At 70.8% G+C, this 20,753-nt stretch carries 21 protein-coding genes and 2 pseudogenes; 11 read left to right on the top strand and 12 right to left on the bottom strand.

Annotation, left to right across the window (positions count from 1 at the left end):
* Window positions 1-12: 12 nt before the first annotated feature.
* Window positions 13-1,893: a molecular chaperone DnaK gene (gene dnaK / locus F7R91_RS02890; protein ID WP_150944126.1), complete on the top strand. Its 1,881-nt coding sequence runs from the start codon at window positions 13-15 to the stop codon at window positions 1,891-1,893.
* Here the strand turns inward: dnaK and narJ are convergent.
* From narJ to F7R91_RS02875, 3 genes are all read right to left on the bottom strand, one after another.
* On the bottom strand, window positions 1,890-2,396 hold the full coding sequence (gene narJ, locus F7R91_RS02885) for a nitrate reductase molybdenum cofactor assembly chaperone (protein ID WP_150944124.1): 507 nt from the start codon (window positions 2,394-2,396) through the stop codon (window positions 1,890-1,892). The genes dnaK and narJ overlap by 4 nt on opposite strands.
* A 101-nt stretch (window positions 2,397-2,497) precedes the next feature.
* Window positions 2,498-3,313: an SAM-dependent methyltransferase gene (locus F7R91_RS02880; RefSeq protein WP_150944122.1), complete on the bottom strand. Its 816-nt coding sequence runs from the start codon at window positions 3,311-3,313 to the stop codon at window positions 2,498-2,500.
* Window positions 3,314-3,374: 61 nt separating this feature from the next.
* On the bottom strand, window positions 3,375-4,238 hold the full coding sequence (locus F7R91_RS02875) for a helix-turn-helix domain-containing protein (protein ID WP_150944120.1): 864 nt from the start codon (window positions 4,236-4,238) through the stop codon (window positions 3,375-3,377).
* A 241-nt stretch (window positions 4,239-4,479) separates the two neighbouring features.
* Between F7R91_RS02875 and F7R91_RS02870 the strand changes: the two genes are divergently transcribed.
* Window positions 4,480-4,905 (top strand): hypothetical protein, encoded by a 426-nt coding sequence (locus tag F7R91_RS02870; RefSeq protein WP_150944118.1) that lies wholly within the window; start codon window positions 4,480-4,482, stop codon window positions 4,903-4,905.
* Here F7R91_RS02870 and F7R91_RS02865 read toward each other — a convergent pair.
* Window positions 4,887-5,723: a helix-turn-helix domain-containing protein gene (locus F7R91_RS02865; RefSeq protein ID WP_150944116.1), complete on the bottom strand. Its 837-nt coding sequence runs from the start codon at window positions 5,721-5,723 to the stop codon at window positions 4,887-4,889. The genes F7R91_RS02870 and F7R91_RS02865 overlap by 19 nt on opposite strands.
* Window positions 5,724-5,943: 220 nt before the next feature.
* Between F7R91_RS02865 and F7R91_RS02860 the strand changes: the two genes are divergently transcribed.
* Together F7R91_RS02860 and F7R91_RS02855 are read left to right on the top strand one after the other, a co-directional pair.
* On the top strand, window positions 5,944-6,249 hold the full coding sequence (locus tag F7R91_RS02860) for a 4a-hydroxytetrahydrobiopterin dehydratase (RefSeq protein ID WP_150944114.1): 306 nt from the start codon (window positions 5,944-5,946) through the stop codon (window positions 6,247-6,249).
* A 3-nt stretch (window positions 6,250-6,252) separates the two neighbouring features.
* Window positions 6,253-7,002, top strand: a complete 750-nt coding sequence (locus F7R91_RS02855; RefSeq protein WP_150944112.1) for a class I SAM-dependent methyltransferase — start codon at window positions 6,253-6,255, stop codon at window positions 7,000-7,002.
* A 77-nt stretch (window positions 7,003-7,079) separates the two neighbouring features.
* Here the strand turns inward: F7R91_RS02855 and F7R91_RS02850 are convergent, their stop codons facing one another.
* Window positions 7,080-7,568, bottom strand: a complete 489-nt coding sequence (locus tag F7R91_RS02850) for a hypothetical protein (protein ID WP_150944110.1) — start codon at window positions 7,566-7,568, stop codon at window positions 7,080-7,082.
* 39 nt (window positions 7,569-7,607) lie between these two features.
* Between F7R91_RS02850 and F7R91_RS02845 the strand changes: the two genes are divergently transcribed.
* Together F7R91_RS02845 and F7R91_RS02840 are read left to right on the top strand one after the other, a co-directional pair.
* Window positions 7,608-8,567 carry a helix-turn-helix transcriptional regulator gene (locus tag F7R91_RS02845; RefSeq protein ID WP_150944109.1) on the top strand — a complete coding sequence of 320 codons (960 nt, stop codon included), beginning with the start codon at window positions 7,608-7,610 and terminating at the stop codon, window positions 8,565-8,567.
* Between the two features lie 158 nt (window positions 8,568-8,725).
* Window positions 8,726-9,607 (top strand): class I SAM-dependent methyltransferase, encoded by an 882-nt coding sequence (locus tag F7R91_RS02840; protein ID WP_150944793.1) that lies wholly within the window; start codon window positions 8,726-8,728, stop codon window positions 9,605-9,607.
* Between the two features lie 8 nt (window positions 9,608-9,615).
* Here F7R91_RS02840 and F7R91_RS02835 read toward each other — a convergent pair whose 3' ends face one another.
* Complete coding sequence (locus F7R91_RS02835; protein WP_150944107.1) at window positions 9,616-10,086, bottom strand: hypothetical protein; 471 nt, start codon at window positions 10,084-10,086, stop codon at window positions 9,616-9,618.
* 14 nt (window positions 10,087-10,100) lie between these two features.
* On the opposite strand from F7R91_RS02835, the pseudogene F7R91_RS02830 reads away from it, so the two are divergent.
* Together F7R91_RS02830 and F7R91_RS02825 are read left to right on the top strand one after the other, a co-directional pair.
* A pseudogene (locus F7R91_RS02830) lies at window positions 10,101-10,697 on the top strand (SDR family oxidoreductase); the annotation flags it as partial.
* A 161-nt stretch (window positions 10,698-10,858) separates the two neighbouring features.
* Window positions 10,859-11,470 carry a hypothetical protein gene (locus F7R91_RS02825; RefSeq protein WP_150944103.1) on the top strand — a complete coding sequence of 204 codons (612 nt, stop codon included), beginning with the start codon at window positions 10,859-10,861 and terminating at the stop codon, window positions 11,468-11,470.
* Between the two features lie 89 nt (window positions 11,471-11,559).
* Here the strand turns inward: F7R91_RS02825 and F7R91_RS02820 are convergent, their stop codons facing one another.
* The 3 genes from F7R91_RS02820 to F7R91_RS02810 all read right to left on the bottom strand — a co-directional run bounded on the left by F7R91_RS02820 (window position 11,560) and on the right by F7R91_RS02810 (window position 15,452).
* Window positions 11,560-12,396, bottom strand: a complete 837-nt coding sequence (locus F7R91_RS02820) for an aldo/keto reductase (RefSeq protein ID WP_150944101.1) — start codon at window positions 12,394-12,396, stop codon at window positions 11,560-11,562.
* 103 nt (window positions 12,397-12,499) lie between these two features.
* A complete protein-coding gene (locus F7R91_RS02815; RefSeq protein ID WP_150944099.1) occupies window positions 12,500-14,326 on the bottom strand; it encodes an AMP-dependent synthetase/ligase in 1,827 nt (608 codons plus the stop codon).
* Between the two features lie 247 nt (window positions 14,327-14,573).
* Window positions 14,574-15,452, bottom strand: a complete 879-nt coding sequence (locus F7R91_RS02810) for a LysR substrate-binding domain-containing protein (protein ID WP_150944097.1) — start codon at window positions 15,450-15,452, stop codon at window positions 14,574-14,576.
* 159 nt (window positions 15,453-15,611) lie between these two features.
* On the opposite strand from F7R91_RS02810, the gene F7R91_RS02805 reads away from it, so the two are divergent.
* Window positions 15,612-16,625 (top strand): bile acid:sodium symporter family protein, encoded by a 1,014-nt coding sequence (locus F7R91_RS02805; protein WP_191971346.1) that lies wholly within the window; start codon window positions 15,612-15,614, stop codon window positions 16,623-16,625.
* On the opposite strand, the gene F7R91_RS02800 is transcribed toward F7R91_RS02805, so the two are convergent.
* Window positions 16,561-17,802 carry a DUF4185 domain-containing protein gene (locus F7R91_RS02800; protein ID WP_150944093.1) on the bottom strand — a complete coding sequence of 414 codons (1,242 nt, stop codon included), beginning with the start codon at window positions 17,800-17,802 and terminating at the stop codon, window positions 16,561-16,563. The genes F7R91_RS02805 and F7R91_RS02800 overlap by 65 nt on opposite strands.
* 232 nt (window positions 17,803-18,034) lie before the next feature.
* Here F7R91_RS02800 and F7R91_RS02795 point away from each other — a divergent pair, with 232 nt between their 5' ends.
* A complete protein-coding gene (locus tag F7R91_RS02795) occupies window positions 18,035-18,580 on the top strand; it encodes an isochorismatase family protein (RefSeq protein WP_150944091.1) in 546 nt (181 codons plus the stop codon).
* 52 nt (window positions 18,581-18,632) lie between these two features.
* On the opposite strand, the gene fdhD is transcribed toward F7R91_RS02795, so the two are convergent.
* Both fdhD and F7R91_RS44195 read right to left on the bottom strand, forming a co-directional pair.
* Window positions 18,633-19,481: a formate dehydrogenase accessory sulfurtransferase FdhD gene (fdhD, locus tag F7R91_RS02790; RefSeq protein ID WP_150944089.1), complete on the bottom strand. Its 849-nt coding sequence runs from the start codon at window positions 19,479-19,481 to the stop codon at window positions 18,633-18,635.
* A 20-nt stretch (window positions 19,482-19,501) separates the two neighbouring features.
* Window positions 19,502-19,594 (bottom strand): annotated as a pseudogene (locus F7R91_RS44195) (2Fe-2S iron-sulfur cluster-binding protein); the annotation flags it as partial.
* 114 nt (window positions 19,595-19,708) lie between these two features.
* Between F7R91_RS44195 and F7R91_RS02780 the strand changes: the two are divergent.
* Window positions 19,709-20,656, top strand: coding sequence for a beta-ketoacyl-ACP synthase III (locus F7R91_RS02780; protein WP_150944085.1), 948 nt, complete (start codon window positions 19,709-19,711; stop codon window positions 20,654-20,656).
* Window positions 20,657-20,753 lie beyond the last annotated feature (97 nt).

The raw sequence follows: 20,753 nt of genomic DNA, 5'->3' as shown, positions 1-20,753 counted from the left end.
AAGGGGACAGCGATGGCACGAGCGGTCGGTATCGATCTCGGGACCACGAACTCGGTGGTCGCCGTCCTGGAGGGCGGCGAACCCACCGTGGTCGCCAATGCGGAGGGGGCGAGGACCACACCGTCCGTCGTGGCCTTCGCCAAGAACGGTGAGGTGCTCGTCGGCGAGGTCGCCAAGCGGCAGGCCGTCACCAACGTCGAGCGCACGGCCCGTTCGGTCAAGCGCCACATGGGCGACGGCACCTGGCGCTTCCCGGACCAGGGCTCCGTCGACGGCACCCGCTACCGGGCCCAGGAACTGTCCGCCCGCGTGCTGCAGAAGCTCAAGCGGGACGCGGAGTCCTACCTCGGCGAGGACGTCACCGACGCGGTGATCACCGTACCGGCGTACTTCGACGACGCCCAGCGGCAGGCGACCAAGGAAGCGGGGGAGGTCGCGGGCCTGAAGGTGCTCAGGATCATCAACGAGCCGACCGCCGCCGCCCTCGCCTACGGCCTCGACCGGGGCGAGGAGCAGACCGTCCTCGTCTTCGACCTCGGCGGCGGCACCTTCGACGTCTCCCTCCTGGACATCGGCGACGGCGTCATCGAGGTCAAGGCCACCAACGGCGACACGCATCTCGGCGGCGACGACTGGGACCAGCGGATCGTCGAGTACCTCGTCAAGAAGTTCAAGGGGCAGTACGGCATCGACCTCGCGAGCGACAAGATGGCGGTCCAGCGGCTGCGCGAGGGGGCCGAGAAGGCCAAGATCGAGCTGTCCAGCTCCTCGGAGACGACGATCAACCTGCCCTACATCACCGCCTCCGCCGAGGGCCCGCTGCACCTCGACGAGAAGCTGACCCGCGCCCAGTTCCAGGAGCTCACCACCGATCTGCTCGACCGTTGCAAGACCCCCTTCCACCAGGCGGTCAAGGACGCCGGGGTGAAGCTCGCCGCGATCGACCATGTGATCCTGGTGGGCGGCTCGACCCGGATGCCCGCGGTGACCGACCTGGTCAAGGAACTCACCGGCAAGGACCCGCACAAGGGCGTCAACCCCGACGAGGTCGTGGCCGTGGGCGCCGCGCTCCAGGCGGGCGTCATCCGCGGCGACGTCAAGGACGTCCTGCTGCTCGACGTCACCCCGCTGTCCCTGGGCATCGAGACCAAGGGCGGCATCATGACGAAGCTCATCGAACGCAACACCACGATCCCCACCCGCCGCTCGGAGATCTTCACCACGGCCACCGACAACCAGCCGTCGGTGGGCATCCAGGTCTACCAGGGCGAGCGCGAGATCGCCGCCTACAACAAGAAGCTGGGCGTCTTCGACCTCACCGGTCTGCCGCCCGCCCCGCGCGGCATCCCGCAGATCGAGGTCGCCTTCGACATCGACGCCAACGGGATCATGCACGTCTCCGCGAAGGACCTCGCCACCGGCCGCGAGCAGAAGATGACCGTGACCGGCGGCTCGGCGCTGCCCAAGGACGACATCGACCGGATGATGCGGGAGGCCGAGCAGTACGCGGAGGAGGACCGCAAGCGCCGGGAGGCCGCGGAGACCAGGAACCAGGCCGAACAACTCGTCTACCAGACCGAGAAGTTCATCCGGGACAACGGCGACAGGATCCCGTCGGAGACCAAGACCGAGGTCGAGTCGGCGGCCGCGGAGCTGAAGGAACTGCTGGAACAGAACGCTGAGACGAGCGCCCTGCGGTCCGGGGTCGAGAAGCTCGCCTCGGTCAGCCAGAAGATGGGCCAGGCGATGTACGCGCAGGCCCAGACGCCCACGGAGGACACCAGCAAGGATGCCGGCCGCTCCGGCTCACCGCAGGACGAGGAGGGTGTGGTGGACGCGGAGATCGTCGACGACGAGAAGGACCAGGACGAGCGGAGGGGCGGGGCGGCCTAGGAGTCGGGGCGCTCCGGGCTACTGCATACAGTCGGCAGAGTGGCGCATACGGCATCCAGTACCGATGCATACGGTGTTCCGAGGTCGGTCAACCGGCAGCGGAGCCGCTCCAGGCCGTCACGGTGTCCGGTGAGCAGTTCGGTGTCGCCGGTACGGGCCGCGAATTCCAGCACCGCGGGCAGGAAGTCCGGCAGCTCCTCGCCGGCGAACTCCAGGCCGTGGGCCCGGTAGACGTCCTTGAGGCGGGTGGGTGAGAGGTCGCCCACCCGCCGCCCGTCCGCGTCCCGCCACCGGCTCAGATACAGGCTGTGCCGATCCGTGGACTCGAAGACCCGGATGTAGTGCGCGGCCAGTTCCCGCGGCTCGGCCGCCGCCGCATGGTCGGCGAACTCCCGCAGCTGCGGGGCGGCTTCACGCAACAGCGGCAGTCGGGCGCGGAAGTCCTCGTCCGGATACGTCAGGCACAGCGCGGCCGCCTGGTACAGCACCTCGAACGAGGGCATCGCGCCTCCTCCGTGTCGGTTTCATGCGCTCCCTTGCTCGCCCGTGGCTTCGAACCTAGGGCGGAGCGGGGGAGTGCACCCGTTCACGGCGGCCGTACGGGTCAGGACGTGCGGGCGACCCCCGCGTACACGGGCACGATGCCCTCCGCCTGCGCCGCCACGTCCTCGGGTCCCGGCCGCCATCCGGAGACCGGGATCACGCCGGGTCCCAGCAGCTCCAGACCGTCGAAGAAGCGGGAGAACTCGGCCAGGGAGCGCGGGTAGAAGGGCGTACCGCTGCGACGGAAGTGCTCGGCGGCCTTCTCGATGGCCTCGGGGCTCAGGTCGGGGGTGACCTGCGACAGGATCAGGTAGCTGCCCGGGGCGAGCCCGGCGACGTACCGCTCCAGCAGGCCGTACACATCGTCCCCCGCCGGATCGTCGCTCAGGTAGTGGGTGAGCGCGACCAGGGACAGCGCCACCGGCTGCTTGAAGTCCAGGGACTCGCCGGCCAGCCGCAGGATGGTGCCGGGGTCGCGGACATCGGCGTGCACATAGGTCGTCAGGCCCTCGGCGGTACCGTGCAACAGCGCCTCCGCATGCCTGAGCACGATCGGGTCGTTGTCCGCGTACACGACCTTCGCCGCCGGGTCCACGTCCTGCGCCACCTGGTGCAGATTGGGCTCGGTGGGGATGCCGGTGCCGATGTCCAGGAACTGGCGTATCCCGGCCTCGGCGGCCGCGCGCACGGCCCGGTGCATGAAGCGGCGGTTGGCGCGCGCCCCGCGCACCACGGTGCCGTCCACGGCCAGGATCCGGCGCGCCAGCTCCTCGTCCACCGGGTAGTTGTCCTTGCCGCCCAGCCACCAGTCGTACACCCGGGCCGGATGCGGCCGGCTGGTGTCGATACGGGTGGGCGCGGCGTCGGATCCGGTCATTCGGTGTGATCTCCTCGGGCTTCGGGACACAGAGAGTGGGACACAGCGGGGTGGTGCCGGTTCAGAAGTCCGCGCGGCGCTCGCGCAGAAGGTTCTTCGTGTGCTCGGCCGACGCGGCGTGCGCCGACATGTGGTCCAGGACCTCCAGGTGCGCGGCGACCTCCTGGCGGGAGTCCAGATACAGGGCGCCGGTCAGGTACTCGGTGAAGACCATGTCGGGCAGCTCCGGCTCGGCGAAACGGAACAGGGAGAACGGCGCGTACGTTCCCGGATGCGGGCCGGTCCTGAACTCGGCGACCTGCAGCGTGACCCGGTCGCGCTCGGCGAACTCCAGGAGTTTGTCCAACTGGTCACGCATCACCTCGCCGCGGCCGCTCACCGGGCGCCGCAGCACCGTCTCGTCCATGATCATCCATAGATGGGGCGGGTCCGGGCGCTCCAGCAGCCGCTGGCGGGCCATGCGCAGCGACACATGGCGCTCGATCGCCTCCGGTCCGGTCTGCCCGATGGTCCCGGCCTGCATCACCGCACGCGCGTAGTCCTCGGTCTGCAGCAGCCCGGGCACGAAGTGCGGCTCGTACGACCGGATGATCCGCGCGGCGCCCTCCAGACTCACATACAGGCTGAACCAGTCGGGCAGCACGTCATGGAACCGCTGCCACCAGCCCGGCTGATTCGCCTCCTCGGCCAGCGCGACGAACGCGGCCGTCTCCTCGACGGTGACACCGTACGTCTCCAGCAGCACCTGCACATACGGGATCTTCAGCGCGACCTCGGCCATCTCCATCCGCCGTACGGTCGCCGGGGCCACCCGCAGCACACGAGCGGCCTCCTCACGCTTCAGGCCGGCCGCCTCACGCAACTCCTGAAGGCGCCTTCCGAGCACCACCTGGCCCACGGTGGGCGCGGCCCGCCGCTCACTCACGCCACGCCTCCCCATACGCGCCGAAGTACGCGAGCAGTGTGTCATGTTCCGCTTCCGGTCTCACGGGGTCGGCGGTGAGGAACGTGCCGGGCGAGGCGGCCGGCGGGCATTACCTCACGGGTAATCGACCGGGCCCGGCCGCGGGAGGGATCGTGGTGACACCGGGTTCCGGGGCGGCGCACTCCGCTCCGGGACCCGGGCCCCGCAGCCCCAACCCGACCCCGACGGAGGGTGATTCGCCATGTCCGCGACCCAGCTGTCCGCGCTCGCCCGGACCACCGACCCGCACACCGCCCTGCGTCGCTTCCTCGCCCTGGACGCGGTGGTGACCGGCGCGAACGGCCTCGCCTATCTCGCCGCCTCCGGAACGCTGGGCCGTTTCCTCGGCGTCGGCTCCGGACTGCTGCTCGAACTCGGCATACTGCTCACGGTGTACGCGGCGGCCGTCGGCCTGCTCGCCGCCCGCGCCCGCCCCGCCGCCCTGCCGGTACGGGCCGTGGTCGAGGCCAACCTCGCCTGGGCGGCGCTGAGTTGCGTCGCGCTCGGGCTGTGGCTGTCGCCTACCACCGCCGGTGCGGTGTGGACGGTGCTCCAGGCGCTCACCGTCGCCGGGTTCGCCCTGCTCCAGTACGCCGCCCTGACGGCACGTCAGGGCATGAGTGAGTGAAGGTACTTGACCGTCGCCGGGTCGGCCGGGAGCAGCGTCTCGACGGCCAGCTCGGCGACGGTCACGTCCATGGGCGTATTGAAGGTGGAGATGGAGGAGATGAACGACAGCGTCCGGCCCTCGTGCTCGATCCGCATCGGCAGCGCGAAGTACGCGACGGGACCCTCAGGCGGGGTGTCGTCGTCCGCCTCCGGCAGCGGATACGCGGCCACCTCCTCGTACAGCTCCCGCAGCGCCTTCGAGCGGTGCAGGGCGATCTGCCGTTCCATCTGGGCGAGCAGATGGCCGCGCCACTCCCGAAGATTGCGGATGCGCGGTGCCAGGCCCTGCGGGTGCAGGGTCAGCCGCATCGCGTTCAGCGGGGGCTCGAGAAGGTGTTCCGGGATGCCGTCCAGGAGCATCATGACGCCCCGGTTCGCGGCCACCACCCGGTACGTGGCGTCCACCACCAGCGCCGGGTAGGGCTCGTAGCCCTGGATCAGCCGCTCCATGCCCTCGCGCAGGGTGTCCAGCGCGGGGTCCTCCAGCGGGGTCTCCGGGTAGTGCGGGGCGTAACCGGCCGCCAGCAGCAGCGCGTTGCGCTCCCGCACCGGGACGTCCAGGTGCTCGGCCAGCCGCAGCACCATCTCCTCGCTCGGCCGGGAGCGGCCCGTCTCGATGAAGCTGATGTGCCGGGCCGAGGAGTCCGCCCGCAGCGCCAGTTCCAGCTGGCTGACCCGCCGCTGCTCCCGCCAGGCCCGCAGCAGCGGCCCGACACCCTGACCGGCGGTGGCGGCGGGGGCGGCGGAGGCGGCGGTACCGGGTGCGGCAGTCGTCATACGTACGACCGTAGACGAGGCGGCCGCGCGACGACGAGCCCGGAGCGGTCCCGAGCAGCCGCGGCCGGCGACCGGGCCGTCGGCCGTTCGGCCCACGGAGTGTCGCCGCCTCGGCCGAATGTGTTCGCACCTGACCAGCGGGAACCCTTCTGACCAGGGCCGCAGCGGGAGAGCTGTGGCAGTCTGAAGGCCCCCCCGCAACGCAGGAAGGAGCGCGGCCATGCCCGTCGAACCGCTGTCGCAGAAGGAGATCGAGGACCGGCTCGCCGAACTGCCCGGCTGGTCGCTCGACGGCGACCGCCTCACCCGCTCCTACCGGCTCGCCTCGCACTTCGCCGCGACCGCGATGGTCGTCCACATCGCCCAGGTCCAGGACAAGCTGAACCACCACTCCGACCTCACCCTCGGCTACAACACGGTCTCCCTGAGCGTGAACACGCACAGCGTGGGCGGCGCGGTGACGGAGATGGACTTCAAGCTCGCCCATCGGGTGGAAGAGCTCGCCGCCGGCCACGGAGCCAAGTGACAGGTGCTCGACTACGACAAGGAAGCCGACGCATACGACACCACCCGCGGCGGTGAACCCCGCGCCGCCGCGGCCGCGGACGCCGTCCTCGGCCTGATACCCGCCGGCGCCGGCCGGCTCCTCGACGCCGGCTGCGGCACCGGTATCGTGACCCGGCGGCTCACGGCCGCCCGGCCCGGCCTGAACGTGACGGGCGCCGACCTGACGTACGGGATGGCCCGCACGGCCGCCGTACGGCTGCCCGGCGCGATCGTCCTGGCCGACGGCCGCCGTCTGCCGTTCCCCGACGAGACCTTCGACGCCGTCACCAGCGTATGGCTGCTGCATCTGCTCGACGAGGACCACGACGTCCGGGCCGTGATCGCCGAGTGCGCCCGGCTGCTGCGCCCCGGCGGCGTGTACGTCACCACCGTCGACAAGGCCGCCGCGCACGACGTGGGCAGCGACATCGACCGGGTCCTCGCCCCGCGCCCGCGCAGACCCGCCCGGGACGCCGCGGAACGCGTGGAGACACACGCGGCCGGATGCGGCCTGGCCCCGGCCGGGCAGGCCCGCTTCCCGGGCCACGGTCAGGGCCGCAGCCCCCGCAGCACGGTCGCCGACCTGCGGCGCGGCTGGTTCACCCAGCTGCCGCCCGGCGGCCCGCTCGCCGAACGCTTCGCCGCCGAACTGGCGACGCTCCCGGACCAGGACCGGCCGCGCTCCGATCCCGTCTTCAGCGTCCGCGCGTTCAGGAAGCCGCCGTCCCCCTGAAGTCCCCCCCGCACGTCCTTGCCGTCGTGCGTGTCGCCTGCCGTGGAAAACGCCGCGACCGTTCTCGAAGCGGAGGATCATGGGCGGGAACAGCCGCGGTCTCCGGTTGTTCCGTCGGGCAGGGAGTCGTTCAAGTAGGCCTCGATGTCAGGGACTTCGGGCGTCAGGATGTGCCGTACCCAGGCGTCCCGTTCGTGCAGGACGGGCGGCAGTTCCCAGACGCAGCCGATCCACGGCAGGTCCGGGGTGATGAAGTGGGTGGGGTCGCGGTCCGGGCAGCCCAGCACCGGCTGGCCCGCCGATGCGCCCCGGAAGTGCAGGACGTTGTCCCACGCCCAGCTGTACGCGTTCAGGTAGGCGCCGTCGTCGCCCCGGTGCAGCACCACGAAGGTCGCCGGGGGAGTACCGTCCGGCTCCGGCAGCAGCTTCGGCAGCATCGCGTACGCCGCCTTCTCCACCTCGGGCGCGATGCCCGCCGGGTCCGCGGTGACGTGGTAGCGCTTGATCCGCCGCCCCGCCACCTCGATCGGCGGCGGGACGGTGAGCAGTTTCTCCGTGAAGGCCATGACGCGACGCTAGGACCGCTTCACTGACATCCTGTGTCAGTGAAGTCCAGCCGACTCGTCTCCATCCTCCTGCTGCTGCAGACCCACCACCGGATGACCGCCGCCCAGCTGGCCGAGCAGCTGGAGGTGTCGGTCCGCACGGTCTACCGGGACATGGAGGCGCTGAGCGCCGCGGGGGTCCCGCTGTACGGCGACGCCGGCCATGACGGCGGCTACCGCCTCCTCGACGGCTTCCGCACCCGTCTGACCGGCCTGACCTCGGGTGAGGCCGAGGCCCTCTTCCTGGCCGGAGCTCCCGGTGCCGCTGCCGAGCTGGGCCTCGGTCCGGTCCTGGCCGCGGCCCAGCTCAAGGTGCGTGCCGCGCTTCCGGCCGAACTGCGCTCGCACGCCGACCGGATCAGCGGGCGCTTCCACCTCGACGCGCCCGGCTGGTATGTCGAGGCCGACGAGGCGCCGTACTTGTCGACGGTCGCCGACGCCGTATGGAACGACCGGATTCTGTATGCGATATATCGTCGCTGGCGTGAACCGACCGACGTGGAGCGCCGTCTGGAGCCGTACGGGCTCGTGCTGAAAGCGGGCCGGTGGTACGTGGTCGCGGGCCCCGGCCCGCGCACCTACCGGGTCGACCAGATCCTCGAACTCACCGTGTCGGACGAAAAGTTCACCCGGCCCGACGACTTCGATCTGGCCGGGTACTGGGCGGCGTACCAGCGCGGCTTCCACCAACGCCTGTACCGGGGCGAAGCGCTGGTCCGGCTGGCGCCGGGCGCGCGGCTCACCGGGCCGGTGAAGACCGACGGACCCGCACAGGACGATGGATGGATCCTCGCCACGGTCCCGATCGAATCCGTCGAGCACGCGGCGGGTGAATTCCTGCGGCTCGGCACGGACGTGGAGGTTCTTGAACCACCCGAGTTGCGCGAGAGGATCGCGCGGACCGTCGCCGACCTGGCCGAAAGGTACGGCAACTCCCGTGACGATGGCGGCGACTGCTGAGACGGATGCCGTCTTCCAGCCGTATACCGTCGACGATCATCTAGCCGGTCTCCCGTCGTCCGGACGCAGCCGGCTTTTTGCCGTCCCGGCAACACGAGTGGCCCGTGTCCGGTGCGTCGCAGCACCCTGGCGGCATCCCGGACGAGAGGGTGACCACCATGGGCCACCAGCACCACAACCACCCCGACCACCACGACACAGACATCGACTGGGCCGAGATGGCCCCCCTCCTCGTGGCGCAGGCAGAGCTGTTCACGCCCCTGTACGAGCGGGCACTGTCCTGGCTGGGCACGGAGGTGACCGAGCCGGGGCTGATCGTCGACGCGGGCAGCGGTCCCGGAGTCGTCTCCTGTCTGTTCGCCGAGACGTTCCCCGGAGCCCGGGTCCTCGCGGTCGACGGCTCCGAGCCGCTCCTCGACCTGGCCCGGGAGCGGGCCGCCCGGCTCGGCTTCGACGACCGCTTCGGCACCTTGGCCGGCGAACTCCCCGGCATCCTCGACGACTTGGACTACCCCGCCGACCTGCTGTGGGCAGGCCGCAGCCTGCACCACCTCGGCGACCAGCGCGCGGCTCTCACCGCTTTCGCCGCCCGGCTGGCTCCCGGCGGGACGCTGGCCCTGATGGAGGGCGGCCTGCCCGCGCGGTTCCTGCCCCGGGACATCGGATTCGGTCGGCCCGGGCTGCAGGCGCGGCTCGACGTACTGGAGTCGGAGTGGTTCACGCAGATGCGGGCCGAGCTCCCGGGATCGGAGTCCGAGACCGAGGACTGGCTGGCCCTGCTGGCCGCCGCGGGCCTGACGCACACCCGGACCCGCAGCTTCCTGCTGGACCTGCACGCCCCCGCGTCCGACCGGGCCCGCGCCTATGTCGCCGCGTCCCTGTCCCGGCTGCGCGAGGCCTTCGGCGACGCCCTCGACACCGACGACCGCGCCACCCTCGACCGTCTCCTCGACCCGGACGACAAGGCAAGCGTGCACCACCGGCCCGACGTCTTCGTCCTCGCCGCCCACACGGTGCACACGGCCGTCCGCACGCCCTGAGGCGCGGCTCAGCACCGGCCCGGCCGCGCGTACACGGTGATCCGCGCCCCCTGGGCATGCCGGGTGCCGTACACCCCGAAGTGCGCGGCGAGCACTCGCCGTTTGACGTCCTCCCGGACGGTCCGGTCGAGGGGCCGGCCGGCGGGGTCGCCCACCGCGACGATTCGTGCCGTCGCCAGCATGCGGGAGCGGATGACGGCGGCGGGCACCTCCGTGCCGTACAGCGTGTGCGAGCCGACGGGGCTCCGGTCGAGGGCGAGATCGCGCAGCCCGCGGAGGGAGTCCGGGTTGTGCAGGGACCATACGCGGCGTCGCGACGGCATGAAGAGGACACCGTCCCCGGCCCGGCCCGCCGCGCGGACGGCCGCCGCGACCGCGGTGACGTCGTCGGTACGGCTCTGCGGGGTGCGCAGTTGCAAGGTGACGGGCAGCAGAGCGAGTACGGCGCCCACGGCGACGACCACCCCGAGGGTCCGCACCCGGCCACCGGTGGCGGCAGCAGGGGCGGCTGCGTGCCTTCGCCGAGGAACTCGGCGAGCCCGAGGGGTTGTTGACGCTCGTCGGGAACGCGTCCGACTACGACGATGTGCGGTCGGCTGTCAACCGTACGCTCAAGGAATACGGTCGATTGGATACAGTCGTCGCCAACGCCGGCTTCGCCACCCATGACTCGGTCGCCGACGGCGAACCCGCCGGGTGGACCGAGATGGTGCTGACCAACGTCCTCGGCCCCGCACTGCTGATCCGCGCATCCGTCGACGCGCTCAAGGAGAGCCGTGGGCGGATCGTGCTGGTCGGCAGCGTCGCCGGGTTCGTGCCCACGCCGGGCAACCTCTACGGGGCCACGAAGTGGGCGGTCACCGGACTCGCCGAGAACACCCGCCGCCAGGTCACCGAGTGGGGCATCGGTGTGACCCTGATCGCGCCCGGCCGGGTGGAGACGCCCTTCTGGGACTCCAGCGGCGGCCTGCCGCCCGGCCGTCTGCTCACCGCCGACCAGATCGCCGACTCGGTCGTGTGGGCCGTCCGCCGGCCCGCCGGAGTCGACGTCAATACCGTGGTCGTACGACCCCAAGGGCAGCCCAACTGAGATCCTGCACCGCGCTGACCGTGCTCTCCCATGCCGTCAGCTTCTATTAGGAAAGTTTCCTTACTTTTGCGGATTGCGGCCGCGCGGCCAGGGGAGAACACTGGATCTGGACGTACCCGGCTATTCCGGATATTCGCCCGGCTGTTGGGAGGCGAGACGTCATGTTCGTACGCACCGTGTATGCGACCGGTGATCCAGCGAAGATCGACACGGCAATCAAGGCGCTGAACGTGCAGGGGCGGGACCTTCTGGAGGATCGCCCGGGGTATCGCGGCGCCGGCATCTTCGTCGACCGGGAGCTGGGCAAACTTCTCGCGGTGAGCTGGTGGGACTCGGAGGAGGCCAGGCGGAACAGCGACGAGGTGCTGCGCGAACGGCGCGCGTCGCTCTATGAGCCGTTCGCGGCGAGCACGGCGGTCGACAACTACGAGGCGGTGGTCTTCCATCAGGTCCGGCAGCCGCAGGCGGGCGGCGGACTGCGGGTCAGCAGGCTGGAGTTCGACCCCCTGGACACGGATCTGCTCGCCGACACGTTCCGGGCGACGGTCGTTCCCCGGATCGAAGCCCTTCCGGGGCTGGCCAGAACGTCGCTGCTCGTCGACCGGCAGCGCGGGCGCGGCCTGGTCGGCGCCCTGTTCACCGATCGCAAATCGATGGCGGCGGCCCGCGGGGCGCAGGCGGCCGCCCGGCACGAGGGCGCGGCCAAGGCCCATGTGACCGTGACCGGACTGGAGGAGTTCGAGGTCGTCTTCTCGGACGTCCGCGGCGACTGAGACGCCTCGTACGGCAGGACCACCGGAAGGGACGCTCCGCCTCCGCCCCGCCGACACGGCGGGGCGGACCGCCGTACAGGAAACTCTTGTCAGCCCATGTGGAAGGCGGCCGGGTCCGGGCCGAGGCGCCGCTCCTCGTTCAGCGCGCTGATCGCCGCCAGGTCCTCGGCGTCCAGGCTGAAGTCGAAGACCTCGATGTTCTCCTTGATCCGGGACGGCGTCACGGACTTCGGGATCACGATGTTGCCGAGCTGCAGATGCCATCGCAGCATGACCTGGGCCGGGGAACGGCCGTGCTTCTGGGCGATGGCCACGATCGCCGGAACCTCCAGCAGGCCCTTGCCGGAGCCGAGCGGCGACCAGGCCTCGGTCGCGATGCCCTGCTCGGCGTGGTACTCACGGGCCGCGAGCTGCTGAAGGCGCGGGTGCAGTTCTATCTGGTTGACCGCCGGGATCACCGATGTCTCGCCGATCAGGCGTTCCAGGTGCTCCGGAAGGAAGTTGGAGACACCGATCGCACGGGCACGGCCGTCGGCGAGCAGCTTCTCGAACGCCTTGTACGTGTCGACGTACTTGTCCTTGGACGGCACCGGCCAGTGGATCAGGTACAGATCGACGTACTCCAGGCCGAGCTTGTCCAGGGATGCGTCGAAGGCGCGCAGCGTGGAGTCGTAACCCTGGTCGCTGTTCCAGAGCTTGGTGGTGACGAAGATGTCCTCGCGGGGGATGCCGGACGCGGCGACGGCCTTGCCGGTGCCCTCTTCATTGCCGTAGATCGCCGCTGTGTCGATGCTGCGGTACCCGGTCTCCAGCGCGGTGGCGACCGCCCGCTCCGCCTCGTCGTCCGGCACCTGCCAGACGCCGAAGCCCAGCTGGGGCATCTCGACGCCGTTGTTGAGGATGATCGGGGGGACCTTGCTGCTCACGAGCTCTTGATCCTTACGGTTGCTGTCAGGTGGTACTGCACATCGTCAACGATCACGAGCCCCGATGCATTCCTGACCGCGGAATCCACCGATACGGATTCGGTCAGGCTCGGTACAGCGCCTCGACCTCGTTGGCGTAGGCGTTCTCGATCGCCTTGCGCTTGAGCTTCAGCGACGGTGTGAGCAGTCCGTGCTCCTCCGTGAACGGCTGGGCCAGAATACGGAAGGTGCGGATCGACTCGGCCTGGGAGACAAGGGTGTTGGCGGCGACCACCGCGCGTCTGACCTCCGCCTCCAGATCCGCGTCGCGCACCAGATCGGCCTGCTCCATCCGCGGTTTGCCGCGCATCGCCAGCCAGTGCTCGACGGCCTCCTGGTCGAGGGTGACGAGCGCGGCGATGTACGGGCGGTCGTTGCCGACGACGATGCACTGCGCGACCAGCGGATGGTCACGGACGCGCTCCTCCAGCACTCCGGGCGACACGCTCTTGCCGCCCGAGGTGACCAGGATCTCCTTCTTGCGGCCGGTGATGGTGAGGAAGCCGTCCTCGTCGAGGGAGCCCAGGTCGCCGGTGGCGAGCCAGCCGTCGTGCAGGGTCGCGTCGGTGGCCTTCTGGTTGTTGAGGTAGCCCTGGAAGACGTTGTCGCCGTGCAGCCAGATCTCGCCGTCGTCCGCGATATGGACGGTCACGCCCGGGATGGGCCTGCCGACCGTGCCGTAGCGGGTGCGCTCGGGCGGGTTGGCGGTCGCTGCCGCCGTCGACTCGGTGAGACCGTATCCCTCGTAGATGTGCACGCCCGCGCCCGCGAAGAACAGGCCGAGGCGCCGGTCCATCGCCGAGCCGCCCGACATCGCGTGCCGCACCCGGCCGCCCATCGCGGCCCGCAGCTTGGCGTAGACGAGTTTCTCGAAGAGCTGGTGCTGCACCCGCAGACCCGCCGACGGTCCGGGACCGATGCCCCAGGCCTTCGCCTCCATCGCCTCCGCGTAGTTCACCGCGACCTCGACGGCCTTCTCGAACGGCCCCGATTTGCCCTCTTTCTCGGCCTTGCGGCGGGCCGCGCTGAAGACCTTCTCGAAGATGTACGGCACCGCGAGGAAGAACGTCGGCCGGAAGGCGGCCAGATCGGGCAGCAGGGCCGCCGCGTTCAGCTGCGGCTGATGGCCGAAACGGACCTTGCCGCGGATCGCCGCAACCTGCACCATCCGCCCGAAGACATGCGCGAGCGGCAGGAACAGCAGGGTCGCCGCCTCGTCGCCCTTCTTGGAGTGGAACACCGGCTCCCAGCGCTCGATGACCGTGTCCGACTCGAACATGAAGTTGCCGTGCGTGATGACACAGCCCTTCGGGCGGCCCGTGGTGCCCGAGGTGTAGATGACCGTCGCGGTCGAGTCCGGGGTGACCGCCTGCCGGTGCCGGTGCACCACCTCGTCGTCCAGGGTGGCGCCTGCGTCGTACAGGTCCTGCACGGCGCCGGCATCGAGCTGCCACAGCTGGTGCAGCCGGGGCAGCCGGTCGATGACGGTGGCGATCGTCATCGCGTGGTCCTCGTGCTCCACGATCGCGGCCGTGCACTCGGAGTCGTACAGCATCCAGAAGCACTGCTCGGCGGAGGAGGTGGGGTAGATCGGCACCACCTGGGCACCGATCGTCCACAGCGCGAAGTCGAAGAGCGTCCACTCGTAGCGGGTGCGGGACATGAGCGCGACGCGGTCGCCGAAACGGATGCCCTGCGCCAGCAGGCCCTTGGCGAGCGAAAGCACCTCGTCGCGGAACTCGGCGGCCGTCACATCCCGCCACCGGCCCAGCGCGTCCTTGCGGCCGAGCGCGATGTGCAGCGGGTCGTCCTGGGCATGCTCGAAGACGACGTCGGCCAGGCCGCCCACCGGCGGTGGCAACGCCAACGGAGGGTTGGTGAACTCGTGCAAACCCCGCTCCCCGCTCCTCTTCCCCCTTGACTGGGTGACGCTCCGGACAGCGCCGTGAAAGCTACCCCACCCGGCGACGGGGCGGGAGGGGGTCCGAAACCGAACGGTGCTCTCGTATGCGCTGGTCAGTGCCGGAAAATGCGCTCACATGGGGAAGGGTCGGACAGAAAACTGACGGTTGAGTAAGTTTCGGGACGGTAATCTCCACGGAATCTGTACGAGCCGGACGCGACCGTATGCGCCCCAGTCAGCCGGCGGTGCGCCGGCGCCGTTGCAGGCGGTCGCCGCCCGCCAGGATCGCCGCCGCGAGCGCGTCCGCGGCGCTCTGGGCGGAGGTGCGGCGGGCGCTGTGCACCAGCACGAAGTCCACCCGGCCGAGCTCGGGCAGCCCTGAGCGGTCGGGCACCCGCACCAGGCCCGGAGGGACGAGACCCCGCGAGTGGGCCATCACGCCCAGGCCGGCGCGGGCCGCCGCGATCAGGCCGTTCAGACTCCCGCTCGTGCACACGATCCGCCACGGACGGCCCTGCCGCTCCAGCGCCTGCAGGGCCAGCGCGCGCGTGATGCCCGGCGGCGGATAGACGATCAGCGGCACCGGCCGGTCCGGGTCCAGGCGCAGCCGCTCCGCACCGATCCACACCAGCCGGTCGTGCCAGACCAGCTCCCCGCGCGGGTCCTCGGAGCGCCGCTTGGCCAGCACCAGATCCAGCTTCCCGGCCGCCAGCTGCTCGTGCAGCGTGCCCGAGAGCTCGACCGTCAGCTCCAGGTCGACCTCCGGATGGTCATGACGGAAACCCTCCAGGATCTCCGGGAGCCGGGTCAGCACGAAGTCCTCCGAGGCGCCGAAGCGCAGCCGCCCGCCCACCCGCGTCCCCGTGAAGAACGCCGACGCCTGCTCGTGCACCTCCAGGATCCGGCGCGCGAAGCCCAGCATCGCCTCACCGTCCTCCGTCAGCTCCACGGAGTGCGTGTCCCGCGCGAACAGCTGCCGCCCGGTGGCGTCCTCCAGACGCCGCACATGCTGGCTGACGGTCGACTGGCGCAGCCCGAGCCGCGCGGCGGCCTGCGTGAAGCTCAGCGTCTGCGCCACCGCGAGGAACGTACGCAGCTGGGTCGGGTCGTACACACCTCCAGGCTAGCGCGGCCATCGTGAACCGTGATGACAGTGAGAGTGGTGAGCCGGATTCCCGATCGCGGGCAGGGGGAGCAGGATGGAGAAGGGCCCGCCGGCCCCGTACCGACGAGCGTGTGGAGCACCGTGAACCGCCTGCGATGGCCGAGCTGGATGCCGGTCGACCCGTACATCGTGCTGCTGCTCGGGACGGTGGGCCTCGCGGCGCTGCTCCCCGCGAGCGGGACGGGCGCGGACGTCGCCTCCGGCGCCTCCAAGGCCGCCATCGCCTTCCTCTTCTTCCTCTACGGCGCCCGCCTCTCCACCCGTGAGGCGCTCGACGGTCTCAAGCACTGGCGGCTCCACACGGTCGTCCTGGCCTGCACGTTCGTCGTCTTCCCGCTGCTCGGGCTGGCCGCCCGCGGACTGGTCCCCGCACTGCTGACCCAGCCCCTTTACCAGGGCCTGCTCTTCCTCACCCTCGTCCCCTCCACCATCCAGTCGGCGATCGCGTTCACCTCCATCGCCCGCGGCAACGTGCCCGCCGCGATCTGCGCCGGCTCCTTCTCCTCGCTCGTCGGCATCGTCCTGACCCCGCTGCTCGCCGCGGTGCTGCTCGGCCGCGACGTCGGCGGGTTCTCGGCCGACTCGCTCGTCGGGATCGTGCTGCAACTGCTTGTGCCGTTCCTCGCCGGACAGGTGCTGCGGCCCTGGATCGGCGGCTTCATCACCCGCCACAAAAAATCCCTCGGTCTCGTCGACCGCGGCTCGATACTCCTCGTCGTCTACACCGCGTTCAGCGAGGGCATGGTCCAGGGCATCTGGCATCGGGTGAGCCCCCTGCGGCTGGCCGGCCTGATGGCCGTCGAGGCCGTCCTGCTCGCCGTGATGCTCGCCCTGACCTGGTACGGCAGCAAGGCGCTCCGCTTCAGCAGGGAGGACCGGATCGCGATCCAGTTCGCCGGCTCCAAGAAGTCCCTCGCCGCGGGGCTGCCCATGGCGAGTGTCCTGTTCGGCGCGCACGCCTCGCTCGCCGTGCTGCCGCTGATGCTCTTCCACCAGATGCAGCTGATGGTGTGCGCGGTGATCGCCAAACGCCGCTCGCACGATCCTCGCGAGGACGTCACCGCTCAGCCGCCGGCCGGAGGGTCACGAACCGCGGCCGGTACAGGGACACGTTCCGGTTGAGCTGCGCCGCGCCGCCGCCCGGCGGCTGGCCCGACTCCAGCAGGTTGACGTCGTAGCTGAGGACCAATCGCCCGCCGCGGCTCAGTTCCGGATGGACCTGCGGGTTGTACGCGGCGACCTGGCCCAGCGGCAGCGAGGGGGAGAAGTTCTTCGTCGGCCCGTGCCACGGCCCGGTGGGGGAACAGGCCCAGTACGAGGTCATGGTCGTCAGCCCCTCGGCCCCGGCCGCCATCGTGAACAGCATGTACGTTCCGCCCGTGCGCGCCACCGAGAACGCGCTGCCCACCCCGGTGCGCTGCCCGTCCCCGAGCACCGCGCGTGGGCGTGCACCGGGCGCCCACCGGGAGCCGTTCCAGTACTCCCAGGCCGCCGGTTCGCCGAGCCTGCCGTCCGGCACCCGCGCCACATAGGCCGACGAGACCGGCCGCGAGGCCGCCTGGCCGTCGTCGCCGCCGAACACGTACGTCCACCCCTCCTTCTCGACCAGCGTGGTGCCGAACAGCACGCGCCGGGAGGGATCCGGGACGAGCTGCTGGTCGAGCACCTTGACGACCGACTCGACGCGCAGATCGGGCAGCGAGAGCGTGGCGACCTCGGTGGCGGTGGGCATCCCGTAGATCCAGGGGACCGGGGCGGCCGTCCGCACCCACAGCAGTACGCGTACGACCTGCTCGGACGAGCCTGGGGAGCGGGGCTCGACCCGGGCCGCCACCGGCCAGCGCCACTGGCCCGGGGCCGGATCGGCGAAGAGGGGGGAGGGAAGCGTGTACTGCAGGCGCCCGTCGTCCATCACCACGGCCGAGTTGCGCACCAGCGGGGCGGTCGCGTCCCGCCAGGCGTAGGACTCGCCGACCGGATTGGGCGGGTTGTGCACCTGGCCCAGGTAGGTGTCCGAGAACAGCCACAGCAGGCGGCCGTCCGGCAGCCGTACCGAGTGGGTGCCGTCGCCGCCGGTCCAGTCGTCGGTGCGGGTCGCGTCGTCGCCGTAGCGGGCGAACTCGGCGGTGAGGGGGTGGTCGGTCGACCACGAGGCGGCCGTATGCGGTATACAGTCGGCGCCATTCTGGCGGTCGTCGCCGTCCGGTCGGCCCGTGAGCAGCACGGCTCCGAGAACCAGGGCCAGCAGCAGCCCGACCCCGGCTCCCGTCCGCTGTCGTGCTCGTGCGTCGGCGGGCACGGTCCGCGACGTTACTGGCTGCCGCTCACCCGGTCCATGGGCGAGCCGGGGAACAGGGATGACGAAGCCCCGCCGCCCGCGACGAGCTCCTCGCCCCTCTGCTCTCTGTCGACGGGCGAGTGTCAACAGTTCACGCGCCTCTGCTCTCTGTCGACGGGCGAATGTCGACAGATCACAGGCCTGTTGATCCGGATTTCCGGCACGGAGAGCTGATGGCGGCTAACGTTCCGTCATGACCGCACCGGACACTTCCGAGCCCAGACCCGCCCTCGATCCCGCGCGTTGCGCCCTCGTGCTCGTCGATCTGATGGACCGCATCGTCGCCCTGCCCCTGGAGCCCCGGAAGGGAAGCGACGTCCTCGTCACGGCCGAGGAGCTGGCGAGGGCGTTCCGCTCGGCCGGCGCGCTCGTCGTCCTCATCCGGGTCGAGCGCCGCGGTGTCGCCGAACAGCCGCCCGGCAGCGGCCTGGCCGCAGGTCTGGCCCGGGACGGCGACCTGGAGATCGTGAAGCGCACCATCGGCGGCTTCCAGGGCACGGGTCTGGACGACCGGCTGCGCGAACACGGCGTCACCACCCTGGTGTTCGGGGGCATCGCCACCAACCTCGGCGTGGAGTCCACCGCCCGCGCGGCCGGCGACCTCGGCTACGAGCTCGTCTTCGTCGAGGACGCCATGACCGCGTTCACCGCCGCCGAGCACGAGGCGTCGGTGACGCTGGACTTTCCGCGGCTGGGGTCCGTGGTGCGGGCCGCGGAGGTGCGCTTCACGGCGGGGTGAGCCGCCGGTGCCGTACCGGATCCGCCTGGTCCGCCCGGTGGCTCGGGCCCGGTCAGCCCTGGGTGGCAGTGGCCGGCACGGCGATGCGGTCCTCGCCCGCGTACACGTTCATGGAACTGCCCCGCAGGAATCCCACCAGCGTCAAACCCGTCTCCGCGGCCAGGTCCACCGCGAGCGACGAGGGCGCCGAGACCGCCGCCAGCACCGGGATGCCCGCCATCACGGCCTTCTGCGCCAGCTCGAAGGAGGCCCGGCCGGACACCAGCAGGATCGTCCTCGACAGTGGCAGGGCGCCGTTCTGCAGGGCGCGGCCGATCAGCTTGTCGACGGCGTTGTGCCGGCCCACGTCCTCCCGCACGTCGAGCAGTTCTCCGTCCTCGCCGAACAGCGCCGCCGCATGCAGCCCTCCGGTCCGGTCGAAGACGCGCTGGGACGCGCGCAGCCGGTCCGGGAGACTCGCGAGCAGGTCCGGGTCGAGACGGAGCGGAGGATTGTCCGTGATGGGCCAGCGGGCGTTCGTACGGACCGCGTCGAGACTCGCCTTGCCGCACAGGCCGCAGGACGAGGTCGTGTACACGTTCCGTTCCAGGGTGATCTCCGGGATCGCCACGCCCGGAGCCGTCTTCACATCCACGACGTTGTATGTGTTCGAGCCGTCGACCGTGGCGCCCGCACAGTAGACGATGTTCAGTAGATCGGATGCAGTCGCCAGGACACCCTCACTCACCAGAAACCCGGCGGCGAGCGCGAAGTCGTCGCCGGGCGTACGCATCGTGATGGCGAGCGGCTTGCCGTTCAGCCTGATCTCCAGGGGCTCCTCGGCGACGAGCGTGTCCGGCCTGCTGGACACCACGCCGTCGCGGATGCGGAGCACCTTGCGTCGTTCCGTGACTCGTCCCATGTCCTCATCAGCCCCGGTTCTGAACGTGCCTTGACGATCTCATTGTCCTGCACGTGCGAAGTGAGGTGGCGGCCCGCTCCGCAGCAGGCGCACACCGTGGTCGTCCCGGCCTGACCGAAGCCGACAACCCCGGCACCCGATTCCTGTGGCTTCACCTGCCGCCGTACCCGTGAGTCACTGATCAGACTGGTGGATCCCGTACCCAAGGCAACGAGGGGGACCACCCGATGAACGGCTCGCGGATCACCGCCGTCGGCCACTACCAGCCCGCGAAGGTGCTCACGAACGAGGACCTGGCGGCGCTGGTCGACACCAGCGACGAGTGGATCACGTCCCGGGTGGGCATCCGGACACGGCACATCGCCGGGCCCGACGAGCCGGTCGACGAGCTGGCCGCCCACGCGGCCGCCAAGGCGCTCGCCGCGGCCGGTCTGACGTCGGCCGACATCGACCTGGTGCTGGTCGCCACCTCCACCGCCGTGGACCGCTCCCCGAACATGGCCGCCCGGGTCGCCGCCCGGCTCGGCATTCCGTCGCCCGCCGCGATGGACGTCAACGTCGTCTGCGCCGGATTCACCCATGCCCTGGCCACCGCCGACCACACCGTCCGCGCGGGCGCCGCGACACGTGCCCTCGTCATCGGCGCCGAGAAGATGTCCGAGGTGACGGACTGGACCGACCGTACGACCTGTGTGCTTGTCGGCGACGGGGCGGGGGCCGCCGTCGTGGAGGCCTGCGCCGCCGGCGAGGAGCCCGGGATCGGGCCCGTGCTGTGGGGTTCGGTGCCCGAGATGGGTCACGCGGTGCGCATCGAGGGGCAGCCCGCGCGGTTCGCGCAGGAAGGGCAGAGCGTCTACCGGTGGGCGACCACACGGCTGCCCCCGCTCGCCCGCGAGGCGTGCGAGCGGGCGGGGCTCGCCCCCGCGGACCTCGCCGCGGTCGTGCTGCATCAGGCCAACCTGCGCATCATCGAGCCGCTGGCCCACAAGATCGGCGCGGTCAACGCCGTGGTCGCGCGCGATGTCACCCGATCGGGCAACACGTCCGCGGCGAGCATTCCGCTGGCCTTCTCCAAGCTGGTGGAGCAGGGCGACATCTCGACCGGGGATCCGGTGCTGCTCTTCGGCTTCGGCGGCAATCTGTCGTACGCCGGGCAGGTCGTCCGCTGCCCCTGAGTGCGGTGTGCCGCGGCCCCCGGCAGTGGTGTGATGAGGTCAATTCCTCGCCCGCCGCGGTCACTTGTCCACCGTAGTCTGTAGACGAAAGACAATC

The organism is Streptomyces luteolifulvus, from assembly GCF_008806595.1.
Lineage (GTDB): Bacteria > Actinomycetota > Actinomycetes > Streptomycetales > Streptomycetaceae > Streptomyces > Streptomyces luteolifulvus.
Note: the sequence above shows the minus strand (reverse complement) of the source record. Positions and strands in the feature narration are given on the sequence as shown.